The organism is Saccharopolyspora sp. NPDC002578 (genome assembly GCF_053592695.1).
This window is the reverse complement of sequence record NZ_JBSFWJ010000099.1, coordinates 1-16,129: the sequence shown is the minus strand read 5'-3', so window position 1 is coordinate 16,129 and position 16,129 is coordinate 1. Positions and strand designations below refer to the sequence as shown.

General features: G+C 71.4%; 15 protein-coding genes. 9 read left to right on the top strand and 6 right to left on the bottom strand.

What is annotated here, in order from left to right:
* The 5 genes from ACWD38_RS28010 to ACWD38_RS27990 all read left to right on the top strand — a co-directional run.
* Positions 1–636: hypothetical protein (locus ACWD38_RS28010; RefSeq protein WP_450125258.1), on the top strand; the 636-nt coding region annotated here is incomplete at its 5' end.
* A 64-nt stretch (positions 637–700) separates the two neighbouring features.
* Entirely contained in the window at positions 701–2,464 is a 1,764-nt protein-coding gene (locus tag ACWD38_RS28005) for an ABC transporter transmembrane domain-containing protein (protein WP_184478788.1), read from the top strand.
* 571 nt (positions 2,465–3,035) lie between these two features.
* On the top strand, positions 3,036–4,874 hold the full coding sequence (locus tag ACWD38_RS28000; protein WP_450125257.1) for an asparagine synthase-related protein: 1,839 nt from the start codon (positions 3,036–3,038) through the stop codon (positions 4,872–4,874).
* Positions 4,871–5,140: a lasso peptide biosynthesis PqqD family chaperone gene (locus ACWD38_RS27995; protein ID WP_184478786.1), complete on the top strand. Its 270-nt coding sequence runs from the start codon at positions 4,871–4,873 to the stop codon at positions 5,138–5,140. Before ACWD38_RS28000 ends, ACWD38_RS27995 begins: the two co-directional genes overlap by 4 nt.
* On the top strand, positions 5,137–5,562 hold the full coding sequence (locus ACWD38_RS27990; protein ID WP_184478785.1) for a lasso peptide biosynthesis B2 protein: 426 nt from the start codon (positions 5,137–5,139) through the stop codon (positions 5,560–5,562). Before ACWD38_RS27995 ends, ACWD38_RS27990 begins: the two co-directional genes overlap by 4 nt.
* A gap of 67 nt (positions 5,563–5,629) precedes the next feature.
* Here ACWD38_RS27990 and ACWD38_RS27985 read toward each other — a convergent pair whose 3' ends face one another.
* Positions 5,630–6,271: a TetR family transcriptional regulator gene (locus ACWD38_RS27985; protein WP_221315773.1), complete on the bottom strand. Its 642-nt coding sequence runs from the start codon at positions 6,269–6,271 to the stop codon at positions 5,630–5,632.
* Between the two features lie 260 nt (positions 6,272–6,531).
* Between ACWD38_RS27985 and ACWD38_RS27980 the strand changes: the two genes are divergently transcribed.
* The gene (locus ACWD38_RS27980) at positions 6,532–7,767 is read left to right on the top strand and encodes an oxygenase MpaB family protein (RefSeq protein ID WP_450125256.1); all 1,236 of its coding nucleotides are present in this window, start codon (positions 6,532–6,534) and stop codon (positions 7,765–7,767) included.
* 49 nt (positions 7,768–7,816) lie between these two features.
* Here the strand turns inward: ACWD38_RS27980 and ACWD38_RS27975 are convergent, their stop codons facing one another.
* The 3 genes from ACWD38_RS27975 to ACWD38_RS27965 form a co-directional block, all read right to left on the bottom strand.
* The gene (locus ACWD38_RS27975) at positions 7,817–9,142 is read right to left on the bottom strand and encodes an MFS transporter (RefSeq protein WP_450125255.1); all 1,326 of its coding nucleotides are present in this window, start codon (positions 9,140–9,142) and stop codon (positions 7,817–7,819) included.
* 138 nt (positions 9,143–9,280) lie between these two features.
* Complete coding sequence (locus tag ACWD38_RS27970; protein WP_184478782.1) at positions 9,281–10,183, bottom strand: serine hydrolase; 903 nt, start codon at positions 10,181–10,183, stop codon at positions 9,281–9,283.
* 268 nt (positions 10,184–10,451) lie between these two features.
* On the bottom strand, positions 10,452–11,324 hold the full coding sequence (locus tag ACWD38_RS27965; RefSeq protein WP_450125254.1) for a LysR family transcriptional regulator: 873 nt from the start codon (positions 11,322–11,324) through the stop codon (positions 10,452–10,454).
* A gap of 106 nt (positions 11,325–11,430) precedes the next feature.
* On the opposite strand from ACWD38_RS27965, the gene bla reads away from it, so the two are divergent.
* Together bla and ACWD38_RS27955 are read left to right on the top strand one after the other, a co-directional pair.
* Positions 11,431–12,330: a class A beta-lactamase gene (gene bla / locus ACWD38_RS27960; RefSeq protein WP_450125253.1), complete on the top strand. Its 900-nt coding sequence runs from the start codon at positions 11,431–11,433 to the stop codon at positions 12,328–12,330.
* Positions 12,331–12,431: 101 nt separating this feature from the next.
* Positions 12,432–12,566: a hypothetical protein gene (locus ACWD38_RS27955; RefSeq protein WP_281398310.1), complete on the top strand. Its 135-nt coding sequence runs from the start codon at positions 12,432–12,434 to the stop codon at positions 12,564–12,566.
* Between the two features lie 98 nt (positions 12,567–12,664).
* Here the strand turns inward: ACWD38_RS27955 and ACWD38_RS27950 are convergent, their stop codons facing one another.
* Positions 12,665–13,252 (bottom strand): hypothetical protein, encoded by a 588-nt coding sequence (locus tag ACWD38_RS27950; RefSeq protein ID WP_450125252.1) that lies wholly within the window; start codon positions 13,250–13,252, stop codon positions 12,665–12,667.
* A 485-nt stretch (positions 13,253–13,737) separates the two neighbouring features.
* Between ACWD38_RS27950 and ACWD38_RS27945 the strand changes: the two genes are divergently transcribed.
* Positions 13,738–14,352, top strand: coding sequence for a TetR/AcrR family transcriptional regulator (locus ACWD38_RS27945; protein ID WP_184485100.1), 615 nt, complete (start codon positions 13,738–13,740; stop codon positions 14,350–14,352).
* On the opposite strand, the gene ACWD38_RS27940 is transcribed toward ACWD38_RS27945, so the two are convergent.
* Positions 14,353–15,975, bottom strand: a complete 1,623-nt coding sequence (locus tag ACWD38_RS27940) for an FAD-dependent oxidoreductase (RefSeq protein ID WP_184478778.1) — start codon at positions 15,973–15,975, stop codon at positions 14,353–14,355.
* Positions 15,976–16,129: the final 154 nt, after the last annotated feature.

The window sequence follows — 16,129 nt, the reverse complement described above, 5'->3', positions numbered from 1 at the left end:
CCCGCTTACCGCTACGGGCTCGCGCTGGGCTTGGAGAAATCAGAATTCGCGGTGCAGGAGTCCGCTCCGGCGGACGCGCCGGACACCGGCGAGTGGGACGCGTGCCTCGTCGAGGTGTCGCGGTCCGACGCCACGATGCTGGCCACGCTGCGCGCGACCCGGCGGGCCCGAGTGCTGATCGCACTGCTCGACGAGCCGGACCCCGAGGACTACCGCGCGGCGCTGCGCCTCGGAGCCGACGGCCTGGTGGCCCAGGACGCGGCGCTCGACGAGATCATCACCGTGCTGCGGCTGGCGCTGCGCGGTTCGGTCCTGCTGCCGCTCGACGTCGCCCGGTCGCTGTCGGCCGGAACCACCCGCCCGCCGACCGCGCTGAACCTCACCGGCGTGGATCGCGAACTGCTGACCCGGCTGGCGATGGGCAGTCCCGTCGCCGACATCGCCAAGTCCGCCGGGTACTCGGAACGGCAGATGTACCGGCTGGTCCGGGAGATCTACCACCGGCTGGGCTCCCGCAACCGCAGCGAGGCCATCGCCACCGCCACGCGGTGGGGACTCATCTCAGGGGACGAAAGCGCGACCGCGGCGGGCTCGGAGGCGGCCGGACGACCGCCGCCACGCGCCCGCTGCCACTGACTCGCGCCGGCGGATCCGCCCGGATTCCCCGGAAGTTCCTCGATCAACGCCCCGAAGGAGTCACGTGCTACAAGTCTTCCGGCCGACCAGGCATGGCGACGACGACGAGGAGGACTCCCCCGAACTCGTCGACGAGCAGGTCCCGGACGAACCGGCCAGGCGGGTCGGCGTCCGCGACCTGATCAGGGTCGCCCGCGGGCACCAGCGCGCGATCATGATCGCGCTGGTGCTCTCGCTGCTGGGCGCCGGTTTGGGGCTGGTGCAGCCGCTGCTGGCCGGTCGCGCCATCGACGCGTTCTCCCGGCAGCAGCCGTACCTGCCGCTGATCTGGTTGCTGGCCGCGGTGTTCCTCAGCGAGGCCGTGGTCTCCGCGCTCGGGCACTACGCGCTGGAACGCTCCGGCGAGGGCATCGTGCTGGGCCTGCGGCTGCGGGTGATCGGCACGCTGCTGCGGCTGCCGATGCGCCGCTACGAGCAGCGGCGGCTCGGCGACCTGCTCGCGCGCACCACCAGCGATACGACCCTTTTGCGGGACACCTTGGCCTACGACCTCTCCGAGGTCGTCGTCGGCGTGTTCGTCGTGCTCGGCGGGACCGCCATGATGATCTGGCTGGACGCCGCGATGTTCCTCATCGTGCTGGTGATCATCGGGGCGATCGGGGCGCTGACCATGCTGCTGCTGGCGGGGATTCGCCGGAACGTGGAGGACGCCCAGGACAGCCTCGGCGGGATGACCGCGGAACTGGAGCGGGCGCTCTCGGCGATCCGCACGGTGCGGGTGCTGCGCGCGGAGGACCGCGAGCAGGAGCGCATCGGGCGGCGCGCCCGGCAGGTGTACGAGCAGAACCTGGGTGCCGCCAAACGGGATTCCGTCGTGAACCCGGCGATGACGCTGGCCATGCACGCCTCGCTGATCGCGGTGCTCGTCGTCGGCGGCATCCGGGTCGTCAGCGGCGCCTCGACGCTCGCCGACCTGGTGGGGTTCCTGCTCTACGTCACCTACATCGCCACGCCGATGGCCAACATCTTCGACGTGATGGCCACCTTGCAGCGCGGCCTGGCCGCGTTGCAGCGCGTCGACGACGTGACGCGGATGCCGGTGGAGGAGGATCGCGCCCCGGTCACCACCACACCGCGCGAACCGGTCGCGCCGGAGGTGCCCGCGGTGGAGCTGCGCGACGTCTGGTTCGGCTACGACCCGGACGAACCGGTGCTGCGCGGCGTCTCGTTCGCCGTGCCGCGCAACACCCACGTCGCGCTCGTCGGGGCGTCCGGCGCCGGCAAGTCGACGATCTTCGCGCTGCTGGCCCGGTTCTACGACCAGGACAGCGGGCGGATCCTGCTCGACGGCGTCGACGTGCGCGAGGGCATGAGCCGCCGCGAGTGCCGGGCGCAGCTGAGCCTCGTGGAGCAGCACTGCCCGATCATGCACGGCACCTTGGGCGAGAACATCGCCTACGCCCGCCCGGACGCTCCCGCCGAGGAGGTCCAGCGCGTGCTGCGGCTGGCGGCGCTGGAGACCTTGGTGCGGCGACTGCCGCACGGGCTGGACACGCCCGTCGGTGAGCACGGCGATCTGCTCTCCGGGGGCGAGCGGCAACGGATCGCGCTGGCCCGCGCGCTGCTGCCGCGGCCCCGGTTGCTGCTGCTGGACGAGCCGACCTCGCAGCTCGACAGCGCGAACGAGGCGGCGCTGACCGAGACGATCGCGAAGGTCTCCGACGAGTGCACGCTGCTGGTGATCGCGCACCGCCCGTCCACGGTGCGCGCCGCGGACGCGGTGGTGACGCTGGACGCCGGCCGGGTCACCGGAACCACCGCGAACTGAGCGCGTCCGCACCCGGGAAGGGCTTCGCCTAACCATTCCGGCGAAGCCCTTCTCGCACACCCGAAAAAGGGTAACGACCCACGATCACGATGAATCACCGGAATCGACGCGATTACTTCCAGAATCCTGTCGAACATACCTGACGACACGTCACGAATCCGCCATGGAAACGGCCACCACCTGCACGTACGTGCCATCGAAGTGCGCCTTTCGCGCCATCGCGAACGACACTTTCCGACCGCGGAAAGGCAGCCGGAATCCCGGCTCGACATGGATTGCCGGCCGCACCCCGGATAGCATCATCATTACGCTGATCAGCGTCTAGGGAAATGAGAACAGGGCACCACCGATTCCAAGGAGTGGCCATGTATTCCAAGCCCAGCATCCTCAAGGTCGGCGGCTTCCAGAAGCTGACCCAGCACAGCCGGCCGGCGAAGAAGGACAAGGCCGGGCGCCGTCGCCCCCGCCACATCCTGCTCTGAGCCACCGAGCACCGCGGACAGGAGCGCGAGCCACGGGCCACCGTGGCTCGCGCCAATCGCTCGCCCGTTCCCGGCTGGAGGCCTCTTCCATGAACCGTTTCAACCGCGCGGGCGAGTGGCTCGTCGTCCTGCCGGACCACCCGTCGTCCGCCCCGATCGCGGACGAGCTGGGCGGCGCGCACCGCGTCGACCACCCGTCCGGACGTCCCTGGCTGGTCGGCGACTGGGGTGCGGCGGACCTGCGGGTCGGCGTGGCAGGCCATACGAAGGTCGCCGCGCTCGGCTCGTGCGCCGCGGACCCCGAAGTGCTGAGCCGGATCGCCGACCGCACCCGTTCGGTCGCGGACCTCGACGGGACGGCGTTCGAGCAGGCGGGCTGCTACCACCTGCTGGCGTCGGTGCGCGGCGTGGTGCGCGCTCAAGGAACCCTGTCCGGGCTGCGCAGGCTGGTGCACGCCCGGGTCGGCGGCATCACCGTGGCCGCCACCCGCGCCGACGTGCTCGGCGCGATCACCGGAGCGGACGTGGACCCGCGGCGGCTGCTGCTGCGGCTGCTGCTCTCCGAAGTCGCGCTGCACACGGTGAACACCCCGCTGTGGCAGGGGTTGCACGCGGTCGACGAGGACGGCTGCCTCGTGCTGGACGAGCAGGGGCGGGCGCAGGTGCACCGGCGGTGGAGCCCGCCTCCCGCCGACGTCCCGCTGCGGGACGCGGCGGCACGGCTGCGCGTGGCGCTCGACCACGCGGTGCGGGCGCGGGTGGACTCCGGGCTGACCGTGAGCAGCGACCTCTCCGGCGGCCTCGACTCGACGACGTTGTGCTTCCTCGCCGCCCAGGGCGGACGACCGCTGACGACGCTCACCACGTTGGCCACCGACGTCGGCGACGACGACCCGCACTGGGCGGACCTCGCCGCCGAAGCCCTTCCCGGTGTGCGCCGTCTGCAATTCGCGTTCGCCGACCTGCCCACGCCCTACGACGACCTGCTGCGCGCCGGGCCCGCCGGGGAGGAACCGTTCCCCGGCATCGAGGACCGCACGATGTACCGGGCGCTCGCGGCGCACCTCGGCGATGCCGGGACGGAGCTGCACCTCACCGGGGACGGCGGGGACGAAGTGCTGCCCGGCGGGTCGTCCGGCGTGTTCGACTTCATGCACACCCGGCCGTGGACCGCGTTCTCCCAGTTGCGCGGATACCGCGCGCTGGAGCACTGGACGTGGGCCGACATCGCCCGCATGGCGTGGGAGCAGCGCCGCACCTACCCGGCTTGGCTGGCCGACCGCGCGCGCCGCGTGATCGCCTCCCCGCTGGACGACGAAAGGGCTTCGGCGCTGCTGCAACTACCGCCGTGGGCGACCCGGGACGCGGTGGAGGCGGTGCGGGAACTGCTCGTCGAGGAGGCCGACGCCGCGGGCCGCCACGACGTCGGCTGGACCGAGCACCACACGATGTGGGGCATCCGGCTGTGCGCGAACCTGGTGCGCGGCACCGTGCCGGTGTACGCCGCCGAAGGGATCCGGCTCAGCTCGCCGTACCTGGACGACGCGGTCATCGCCGCGTGCGTCGCCGCCCGCCCCTACGAGCGTCGTTCCCCGTGGCGCTACAAGCCGCTGCTGACCGAGGCGATGCGCGGGATCGTGCCGGACCGCTCGTTGCGGCGGGTCACCAAGGCGGAGGGTTCCAACCTGGAGCACGCCGGGATCCGCCGGAACGTGGCCGCGCTGACCGAGCTGTGCGAGGACTCGCGCCTCGCGGGGCTGGGCCTGATCGACGAGAGCAGGTTGCGCGCCGTGTGCACCGGTTTCCAGCTGCGCCTGTTCACCCCGTACGCGATGTCCATGACGTTCAGCTGCGAGCGCTGGCTGCGCGATCTCGACGAGCGGACCGCGCCCCGGGTGCTCGCCGAACGCACCGAGGTGACCTCATGACCGTGCGCCTGCACCGGGACGTCTCCCTGGTCGGCACCGACGACGGCGGCGTGCTTCTCGACCAGCGCTCCGGGGAGTACTGGCAGCTCAACCGCACGGCCGCGACCACGGTGCGGATGCTGCTCGACGGAGCCTGCGAGCAGGACGTCGCGACCGCGCTCGTCGCCGAGTGCCCGCCCGGCGAGGTGGACCCCGCGCAGGTGCTGGCGGACGTGCACGAGCTGGCGGAGCAGCTGACGGCAGCGAAGCTGGCGGTGCGCTCATGAGCACACCCGAGACGTTGTTCCGCCACGACGACCGCGCCCCGCTGCGGATCCGGCTCGCCGCCCGCCTCGCCGTCGTGCTCGCGCTGGGGTTGTCGCGGCTGCCACCGCGGCGGATCAGGGCGGTGCTCGTGGCGGTGCGGGGCCGGGCGCGGCCCGCCGAGCACGATCAGGTGCTGGCGGCCAGGCGGGCGGTCGTGGCGATCAGCGTGACCTGCGCGGGCAAGGGATGCCTGCCGCGCTCGATCGCGACCGCGCTGCTGAGCCGGATGCGCGGCCAGTGGCCGAGCTGGCGGGTGGGGGCGCGCACGGCGCCGTTCGGCGCGCACGCGTGGGTGGAAGCTGAGGGGCGCGCGGTGGGCGAGGACGCGAACATCGCCTCGTTCCGGCCGTTGCTGTCGGTCGACCCGCGCGCCGTCGAGTGAGTTCGGGCGCGGCGGATCCCGTGCGGTGCGGGGACATCCGGGAGCCGTGCGGCTTGACGTCGCCCGCTCACCCGGTTCCGGGCCGCCGGGCGCCGATCCGGTCGGCGAGGTAGCCGGTGAGCAGGCCGGTGATCTCGTCGACGACGGTGTCGCGGTCGATGCGCGGGCGGTCCAGGACGTAGCTGATCGTCAGGTACTCCACGGTGCGCACCAGCACCCACGCGACCGCGTCCACCCGGCCGCCGCGCCCGCCGTCGTGCAGCAGCAGCGTGGTCGTCACCAGCTCGTCGATGCGCTGCTTGAAGTCGCCCCGCCGGGTGTCGGCGGCGGGCGGCAGCTGCTCGTGGAGCACCCGCACCAGGCCCGCGTTCTCCTCGAACGCGTCGAGCAGCGCGAGCACGTTGCCGCGCACCGCGCCCGTCAGCGATCCGCCCGCGAGGTTGCCGACGAACGCGCTCGAAATGCGAGCGTGCATCCGATCGGTGGAGCGGTCGATGACCTGGGCCAGCAGCACGTGCTTGTCCGGGAAGTACTGGTACAGCGAGCCGGGGCTGATCTCCGCGGCGGCGGCGATGCGGCTGGTGCTCGCCCGGTCGTAGCCGTGCTCCAGCAGGACCGCGTGACCCGCGTCGAGGATTCGCTCGACCATCGCGCGGGACCGCTCCTGCCGGGGTTCGCGGCGCACCGGCCGCCGAGCACGCGACGTCACGACCACTCCTCGACGAATAGCCACCGCGCGTTGAGCCCCGTCCTCTCGGCGGCGACCGACCGCCGCAGCGAACCGGCCACCGGCGGTGTCTCCGCCATTTCCTCGGGAGGACGGCTTCTTCCCCCGTAGGAGAGCCGCTCGCGAGAAGATCCCGCAGCGAGCGAGCAGCTGGGATTCCGCCACCCGGACACCGAAAAGCCCTCCCCGATCCCGCAAAAGCGAATTGAACGCGAATGAATCTTCGTGTCAGCATCGTTCACATGACCTCCGTGGCGCAACGCCCTTCCGAGACCGCGTACCCCACCCGGTTCCGCGGGGCGCCGGAGCGCTCCGAACGCATCGGGCGCGTCCTGCGCCTGGCGGCCGGGGTGAAGGAGCTCGACGAGGAGCTGGTGGACCGGATCGGGCGCAAGATGTCCACCCGCGACGAGGCCGGCGCGCGGCTGGTGCGCGCGATGGGCCGGGATCGGCCGGACGCGGAGCGCGTGACGATGGCCCGGTTCGGGCAGGCGCTGGAGCACGGCATCGACTCGGTGCCGGACGCGCCGGAGCCGCTGCGCGAGTTCTTCGCGGTGGTGGACGAGGTTCCGGACTGGGTCGACTTCGATGAGGTGGAGCGCGGAGCGCGCACGATCCGCCGGATGGGCCGCAGCGTGGACGACGTGCTGCTGCAGCTGTCGCTGATCGGCGGTTATCGGTTCGGCGGGCCCGCGGATCTGCTGGTGGCCACCGGTGGGCTGACCGGCTCCACCGCGATGCGCAGGCTCGGTGAGACGAAGAAGTGGGCGCTGGCCATCAGCCGGCCGGGCGGGATGCGCCGCGACGGCGAGGGCTTCAAGCTCACCGTGCACGTGCGGGCGATGCACGCGCTGATCAACCACCGCTTCGAGACGAACGGCCGGTGGGACGCGCAGCGGTGGGGACTGCCGATCAACCAGGCCGATCAGGCCTCCACGCTCGGCCTGTTCAACAGCACCCTGCTGCTCGGGGTGCGCGCGCTCGGCTGGATCGTGACGCCCGCGGAGTCGCGCGCGGTGATGCACGCGTGGAAGTACGTGGGTTGGTTGATGGGCGTCGACGAGGACTGCCTGTTCGACACCGAACGCGAGCAAAACCGCTTCAACTACCACATCCTGCGCGTGCAGGACGACGTCACGCCGGCGGGCGCGGCGTTGTCCGGAGCGCTGGTCGAAGGCAAGCGCAACCTGGACCACGGCCGGTTCGGCGCGATCGCCGGACCGTACGCGCGGCTGCGGCTGCTGAGCATGCTGCGGTACTTCCTCGGCAAGCGGGACCTGCGCGACCTGGAGCTGCCGGTGACGCCGATCTGGGCGATCCCGCCGATCGTCGCGACGAACCTCGTGCGGTCCGGGCTGATCGCCCGCAGCCGCCGCGGACGCCGCTACCTGGAACGCGCCGGCGACCGCTTCGCGCAGCGGGACCTGCGCCGCACCTTCGGCCCCGACAGCCCGGAGATCGGCGCGCTGCCGGGGTGATCGCTGCGCTGCTCGGTTCGCCCGGGTGGTCGCTCGGCAAGTGGCTTCCTCACCGCGCCGCGGGCTCGTTCGTCTCCGCTGCGGGCCGTGCCTTTCCGCTCCGCAGGACCAGTACCGATGCCGCCGCCAGCAACGAGGCGAAGGCCAGGGCGTAGAGGCCGTAGGTGACGGTGCCGGTCTGCTCCTTGAGGACGCCGAAGCCGAACGGGGCGACGAAACCGCCCAGGTTGCCCAGCGAGTTGATCACGGCGATGGCGGGGGCGACGATGCGCGGGCTCAAGGTCTGCTGCGGGATGGACCAGAACAGCGGGCTGGCGCTCTTGAAGCCCATCGCGGCCAGGCACAGGAACACCAGCGCGGGCCACGGCGACACGACCGCCGCCAGCCAGGTCCCGACCGCCGCGGTGAGCAGCGCGATGATCAGCAGCGGGCGCCGATCGCCCATCCGGTCCCCGGCGCGGCCCGCCAGGTACATCGCGATGATCGCGCAGATCCACGGCAAGGAGGACAGCAGTCCGACCGTGACGTCGTCGGTCCCGTCGATGCGCCGCACGATCGAGGGCAACCAGAACGTGTTGGCGTAGATGGACAACTGGATGGCGAAGTAGATCCAGCAGAACAGCAGCAGCTTCGGCTGCGCCAGCAGCCGCCAGCGCGAACCGCCGCGATCACCGGAGGACTTCACCGCGTCCTCGGCGGCGATCCGGTTCGTCAGCGCGTCCTTCTCGCCGTCGGTGAGCCAGCGCGCGTCGCGGACCTGGGCGTCGAGGAAGAAGAACGCGATGATGCCGACGACGACCGACAGCGCGCCTTCCAGCCCGAACATCCACTGCCAGCCGTGCGCGCCCAGCAGCCCGTCCATCGACAGCAGCGGGCCCGACAGCGGACCCGAGATGGCGGCGGCGATCGACGAACCCGCGACGAACAGCGCGGTCGCCCGGCCCCGGTGCGAATCCGGCAACCAGCGGGTGAAGTAGAACAGCACCGCGGGGAAGAAGCCGGCTTCGGCCGCGCCGAGCAGGAAACGCAGCACGTAGAACATCTCCGGGCTGGAGACCAGCGCCATCGCCGCCGACACCAGCCCCCAGCTGACCATGATCCGGGTGAGCCAGATCTTCGCGCCGAAGCGCTCCATCAGCACGTTGCTGGGCAGCTCGAACAGCGCGTAGGCGATGAAGAACAACCCGGCGCCGAATCCGTAGGCGGCGGCACCGATGCCGACGTCGGCTTCCAGGTGGCTCTCCGCGTAGCCGATGTTGGAGCGGTTGAGCTGGTTGCAGATCAGCATGATCACGAACAGCGGGACGATCCGCCGGAAGATCTTGCCGATGGCGGCGTTCAGCGCGGAATCGTGCTGATCGGGCGTGAACGACATCGGCCACTCCTTCGGTCGCGGCCCGGCACCGGACGCGCCTCACCGTAGGAGCGGTGATCACCGCGCGTCCAAACCCGAATCGGTACCGTTCGATACCCGAATTGACTTGATCGGAGTCCGCCGCGCGCGACCGCCGCGTCAGCCGGTGCGCAACCGGTCGTGCAGCACGCGGGCGACGCGCGCCATGAGCGCTTCGGCTTCCGGCTGCGTCGCGGCGGGCACTCGCGACTCGGTGAGCGCCGCGACGGCGAACACCCCGCCGCCCGCGTGCTCGACGACGCCGACCTCGTGGCGCAGGTTCAGCACCGTCCCCGTCTTCGACGACCACGACGTGGCGTCGGAGCTGAAGTCCGGCGCGAGCCGGTGCCGGATCAGGTTGGCGCCCATGAGCTCCCGCACCCGCTCGGCGACACCGCCGTCGATCGACGACGGCGTCCACAGCGCCTGCAGCAGGTTCACGAAATCGCGCGCCGAACCTGAATTCGCGCGGGTCACGTCGAGCTGCGCGATCGGGTGCCCGCGCCCGGCGGTGGCGGCGCCGATCGCCAGCGAGTGCGCCAGGTGCACGTCCGCGTCGTCGAAGCGCTCCGCGGGCGTCTCGCTGAGGTCACCGACGCGGTGCCGCGCGGTGATGCCGCGCAGCCCCCAGTCCCGCAGCATCCGGGTGACCTCCGCGGGCGGGGTGATCGCGAACAGCGAGTCGGCCGCGACGTTGTCGGACAGCGCCATCGCCAGGTACATCAGGTCGTCGACCGCCACCCGCGCCGGATGCCGGAACCGGCTCAGCCCGGTCGGCCCGGGGGTGGTGACCTGGCCGGGCAGCACCAGCAGTTCGGTGGCGCCGTCGAGCTCGCCGCGGCGGATGCGCTCCGCGGTGGCGGCGGCCAGCGGGATCTTGATCAGCGAGGCGACGGGGTGGGCGACGTCCGGTTCGATGCCGATCTCCCGCCCGGAACGCAGGTCGCGCACCAGGAACGAGCCGCGCAGGCCCCCGTCGTCGAGTTCGGCGACGAGATCGCTGATCAGTGCTTCGGCGTTCAACTGGTTCTCCGGTTCGGGGGTCGTTTCAGAATGACCTGCGTAGCTGGTCGGGTGGCGGAACCTCAGCGGCTTCCTCGCCACCCGTTTTCCTGGTGTGACCGCGATTCCTCAGGTATGTCCACGGCGAAATCGCCGTCCTCGCGAGGAAGCCGCTGAGAACCCGCCGGTGGCCGGCCCGCTCAAGCCGGTCACTGCTCAGCGGCTCCGCCGCTGACAGGACACCGATCGAAAGATCATTCCGCAAGGACTCCTCAGCAGGGACGGGCGGTCAGGCGTCCGCGCCGAGGCAGCGGGCGATGCCCCGCCACAACGCGGTGCGCAACCGGTCGGCGTCGGGCCCGGCCTCCGCGGTGACGTCGTAGCCGCGCGCCAGCGGCAGCTCGGCGATCGGATGCCAGTGCAGCGCGAACTCGCCCGCCTGCGCCCGCGAGCACAGCAGCAGGTCCGCCGAGCCCAGGACGTCGGCGACGCCCGCGCTCAACGACTCTGCCACGACGACCTGCGTGGGCCGCAGCCCCACCGCGTCGCGCACCCGCAGCAGCCGGTCCCGCACGTGCGGCACGTCGTCCTCCGGCTGGATCCACACCCGGCGGCGCGGCGCCCGGCCCGTGCGGCCGGCGCGCAGCGAATCCAGGTGCACCGCCGCCCGATCGAGGTCCACGGCCGAGGCGACGCCCAGCGGCACGGTCCACACGGCCTCGTCGGCGGGCACGGCGGTGAGCGCGGCGCGCACGTCGTGGGTGTGGGCGAAGTCGAGCCGTTCCGCGGGGGCGGCCGGGCGGAATTCGAGGAACAGCTCGTGCGAGCGCGCCTCGGCGTCGAGCTCCGCGAGCGCCCGGGTGGGGCAGGTCGCGGGCACCGCCAGCCGCAGCGGCCGCAACCGCGCGCGCTTCGCGTCCTGCTCCAGCGCGTCCGCGAGCCGCACCAGGCGGCGTGCCCGGGGCAGCATGTCCCGGCCGAACGGGGTCAGCCGCGCCCGCCGGGCCGAGCGGTCGAACAGCCGCTCCCCGAGGTGGCGTTCCAGCGCGGCGATGCGCCGGCTGGCGACCGGCTGCGGGATGCCCGCCGCCGCCGAACCGCCGGTGAAGCTGCCGGCTTCGCTCACGCTGACGAACGCCCGGCAGCCGCCCACGAGATCCATCACCTCAGTGTATGCGCTTTCGGCATGGAACCGATCGTTTTCGTCTTGGACAGCATCACCGGTGCTCGCAAGACTGATCGCGACCACCACCGATGAGAGGAACACCGTGCTCACGCAGCGCCTGCGCCAAGCCACCGTCGCCGCCACGACCCTGCTCGCCCTCGCGGGCTGCTCGGGTGTCGACGCGGCACCGACCACGCCCGCTCCCCCGGCGACCGCGGCCACCGTCCACTACGCGGAGTTCGACGACCTGGAGCGCCGTTTCGACGCGCGCCTCGGGGTGTACGCGCTGGACACCGGGACCGGCCGGGAGGTCGCGTTCCGGGCCGATGACCGCTTCGCCTTCGCCTCCACGCACAAGGCGTTCTCGGCCGGGGTCGTGCTGCGGCGCAACACGATCGACGCGCTCGAACGCCGCATCACGTACACCGCCGACGACCTCGTCGACAACTCGCCCGTGACCGAGCAGCACGTGGCCGACGGGATGACGTTGCGCGAGGTGATCGACGCCGCCATCCGCCACAGCGACAACACCGCCGCGAACCTGCTGTTCCGCGAACTCGGCGGCCCCGGCGAGCTCACCGCCGCGCTGCGCGCGCTCGGCGACGCGACGACCCGCTCCGACCGGACGGAGACCGACCTGAACCGGACCTCCCCCGGCGATCCGCGCGACACCAGCACACCCCGCGCCCTCGCGAACACCCTGCGCGCGTTCACCGCGGGTGACGTGCTGCCCGAGCCGCAACGCGCGCTGCTCAACGACACGATGACCGGGAGCCCGATCACCCAGGAGCTCATCCCGGCCGGTGTTCCCGAGGGCTGGGTGGTCGGCGACAAGTCGGGTGCCGCGGACTACGGAACGCGCAACGACATCGCGATCATCCGGCCGCCGCACCGCGCCCCGATCATGCTCGCGGTGCTGTCCGACCGGCCCGCTCCGGACGCCGACTACGACAACGCCCTGATCGCGGAGGCCACCCGCGTCGCCGTGCGCGCCCTGGGGTGATCGCGGATCTCCGGTGACGTTCCGCGGAAAGAGGTTTTTCCGGAGCCAGGTGTGGAAAACCGGCGGATGCGGATCAACCGACGACTGACCAGGAGGACGAGATGCGCCACTCCACGAACTCCCCGCTGGCGAAGTTGCGTCGGCTGAAGGACCTGGCGACGTCCCGCCTGAACGCCCACCGCGACCCGCTGCTGCACACCGGCCCGCGCACCCCGCCGGATCCGCACTCCCGCTGAGCGGGACGGCCTGTTCGCGGACTCCGGGACGTGCACGCCGATGTGCGGTGCCTCTTTACCGAGGGCACCGCACATCGGCAACGCGCATCCGTTTCGGATCATTCGACGATGGTGAACCCACCGGTGAACTTGGCGGTCTTCAATCCGCCGGTGGGCGCCCCTTGAGCGCAACCGATACCGCCCGAGGCGAGATCGACGGCGAAGTTCCCTTCTACGCTCTGCCCCGCCAACGGACCGTCCTCGACGGTTCCGGTGAAATTGCCCTGGTTGAGCGTCTGCCCGGTCAAGGTCACCTCGGCCGCGCTCTCCGCGGTCGTGCCGTTCTCGTATTCCCAACCGATTCGCGCGCTTCCCGGCGTTCCGGTGCCCGCACCGAGCCCGCAGGACAGCCTCGCCCCGAAGACGCCTTCGAACGAGGCGCGGGCGATCCCGTTGCCGCTGAAGTCCGTGCAGGAGTGCCGAGTGCTGGTCACCGACGCCGTCACGTCCTGCGGCATCGGGAGCAGGCCGGGGCTGAACTCCACTCTCCCGCCGGCGTCACACCGAACGGAGGTCGCCCGCGCCGCGGCGTCGTCGGCCGCCGCGGCGGAGGTCGTCGTGATCGTCGCGCCGATGCAGCAGAGCACGGCCGCGGCGATGCCGGCGGCCTTCTTCGCTCCGATACCGGACGTGCTGGATTTCCCCATGAAAACTCCCCTGATCTCACCCGGGCCGCGTCGTCGATTCCGGACGCGGCGAATACAAAAAATCAGACCAAGTCCCGATCGACGAAGCAACAATCTTCACTCGAACCGGCGTTCATCGGTGAAACGAGATCACCATCGTGGAATTGTCAGCAGACATGGGGAAAATCGGCGGTGCACATTTTCCGCGCATCGCACTCATGGTTCCGCCGATTTCCGCATGACATGCGCACGGCCCGTTCCGGGGAGTCATGGTGCATTCGTCGCGCCGCCACCGGCGCATCGGATCGCACGTCGGCGCACCGTCCACTTCGCTCCGGCTGCGCACAGTGGACGGAACGCGGTGCGCAGCGGTGCCCTGTGACCAGCACGGGTGGGACTGACGTGGGCAAACATGTGATGATGTAGGGACGATGCCGCGCACCAGAGACACGTCCGCACCGCCCCGATCCGAGGCCGCCTCGGGCACCGAACGTCCGCGACGCCGGATGAGTCCCGCCGAGCGCCGGGAGCACCTGCTCGGCGCGGCCTTGCAGCTCTACGGCGAACGCGCGATGGACGACGTGACGATCGACGACATCGTCGCCGAGGCCGGGGTGTCGCGGGCGTTGTTCTACCGCTACTTCTCGAACCTGCGCGAAGTGCACGTCGCGGCGCTGACCACGGTCGTCGACGGGCTGATCGAGCGGATCGCGCTGCCGCAGGAAGGCGACCTCATCACGCAGCTGCGCCTCGGGCTCGCCGAGTTCGTCTCGTCCGTGGAGGTCTTCGCCAGCAGCTACACCGCGCTGCTGCGCAGCGGCTCCACCATCGCGACCAGCGAGACCGAGACGCTCATCGACAAGGTGCGCAACCACGTGGTGGAGATCGTGCGCCAGCGCGTCGGCATCGACGATCCCGCCCCGCTGCTGCTGCTGACGCTGCGGGGCTGGGTGGCGCTGGTGGAGACGACGTGCGTCACCTGGTTGCAGACGCACAACCCGCCGCGCGAGGTGTTCGAGGACTGGCTCACCGATCAGCTCATCACCATGATCAGCACCACCGCGAGCCACGATCCCGTGGTGGCGGAGCAGATCGCGCCGCTGCTGCGCGAGATCGGCTGACTACCTGCCGAACCGCCGGTTCGCCGCGCCGAGCAGTTCCGGCGTGGTGGCGAACTTGACGCGGGGCCTGCCTTCCCGCGCGCCGCGGTCGCGTTCGGCCTTGTCGATGGCGAGCATGCCGCGGCTGCCGACGGAGCCCGGCGCGCGCGTGCGCACCAGCCGGTCGAACCCGGTCTTCTCCGGTGGCGCCAGGCGTCCCGCCGCCGCGTCGTCCATCAGGGTCCCGACGGTCTCGCCCGCGCAGCCGCGGTTGGTCCCGATCCCGCCGGACGGGCCGCGCTTGGCCCAGCCGACGACGTAGGTCCCCGGCATCGGTTCGCCCGCTCCGGCGAGCACCCGGCCGGACTCGTTCGGCACCGTCGACGTCGTGGTGTCGAAGGGCAATCCGGCGATGGGCGACGAGCGGTAGCCGATGGCCCTGATCAGCAGCCCGGTGCTGATCGCGCCTTCGCCGCCGGCGTCGTGCACCCGCACCGAGTCCACCCGGTCGTCGCCGAGCACCGCGACCGGTTCCGTCCCGAACGCGAACACGAGCCGCTTGCCGTCGCCGGGCGGCGCCTGCCGGTCGGCGTCCTCGATCGGCAGCTCCGCGAGCAGCGCCGCCTTGCCACCGGGTTCCGCGTCGGCGAAGGCCGCGCGCGCCTCCGGCCCGTCCCGCACGACCAGCTCGACGCCCGGGATCTCCCGCATGGCGAGGAATTCCGGGGTGGTGAACGCGGCGTGCTCCGGTCCGCGACGGGCGAGCAGCACGACCTCCCGCACCTCGCTCCCGCGCAACCGCCGCAGCGCGTGGTCGGCGATGTCGGTGCTCGCGAGCCGTTCGGGGTCGCTGAGCAGGATGCGCGCCACGTCCAGCGCCACGTTGCCGTTGCCGACGACGACGGCGCGTTCCGCGGAGAGGTCCACTTCCACGTCGGCGGCGTCCGGGTGCGCGTTGTACCAGGCCACGAACGAGGTCGCCGACATGCTGCCGGGCAGGTCGGCACCGTCGACGTCGAGCTCGCGGTCGGCGGCGGCGCCCACGGCGTAGATGACCGCGTGGTGGTGCGCCGCCAGTTCCTCGTGCGTGATGTCCCGGCCGACTTCGACGTTCATGTGCAGGTTCAGCCGAGGATGCCGGTAGAGCCAGGAGAATCCGTCGCCGATCTTCTTCGTCGACTGGTGGTCCGGCGCCACTCCGGAGCGCAGCAGCCCGCCCGCGATCGGCAACCGGTCGATCATCGTGAGCTCGGCGCCGGTGTCCCGCAGCAGCGCCTGCGCCGTGTAGGCGGCGGCCGGTCCGGTGCCGACGATGGCGACCCGCAGCGTGCCCACCGAAGCGGGCAGCGATCGGGGGAACCGCGGCGCGCCCCACTCGTGGGAGGTCGGCGTCGTCTCGTAGTACTCGCGGTTGAGCCGGGCGTAGATGGTGTCCGCACCGCGCAGCCGATCCACCGGGAAGATCGCGTCGACCGGGCAGGCGTCGGCGCACGCCCCGCAGTCGATGCACGTCTGCGGATCGACGTAGAGCATGTCGGTGCTCCCGAAGCCCGGCTCCTCCGGGGTCGGGTGGATGCAGTTGACCGGGCACACCGACACGCACGACGCGTCATTGCAGCAGGTCTGAGTGATCGCATACGCCATGACGGAAACCCTGTTCTCGGATGTGACTGCCTGTCTTCGACTTGGCCTGCGTAGCGGGTCGGGTGGCGGAACCTCAGCGGTTTCCTCGCTGCGGGATCTTTTTTCCAAGTGGCTCCGCCACGAGGAAAAAAGCTGTCCTCGCGAGGAAACCGCT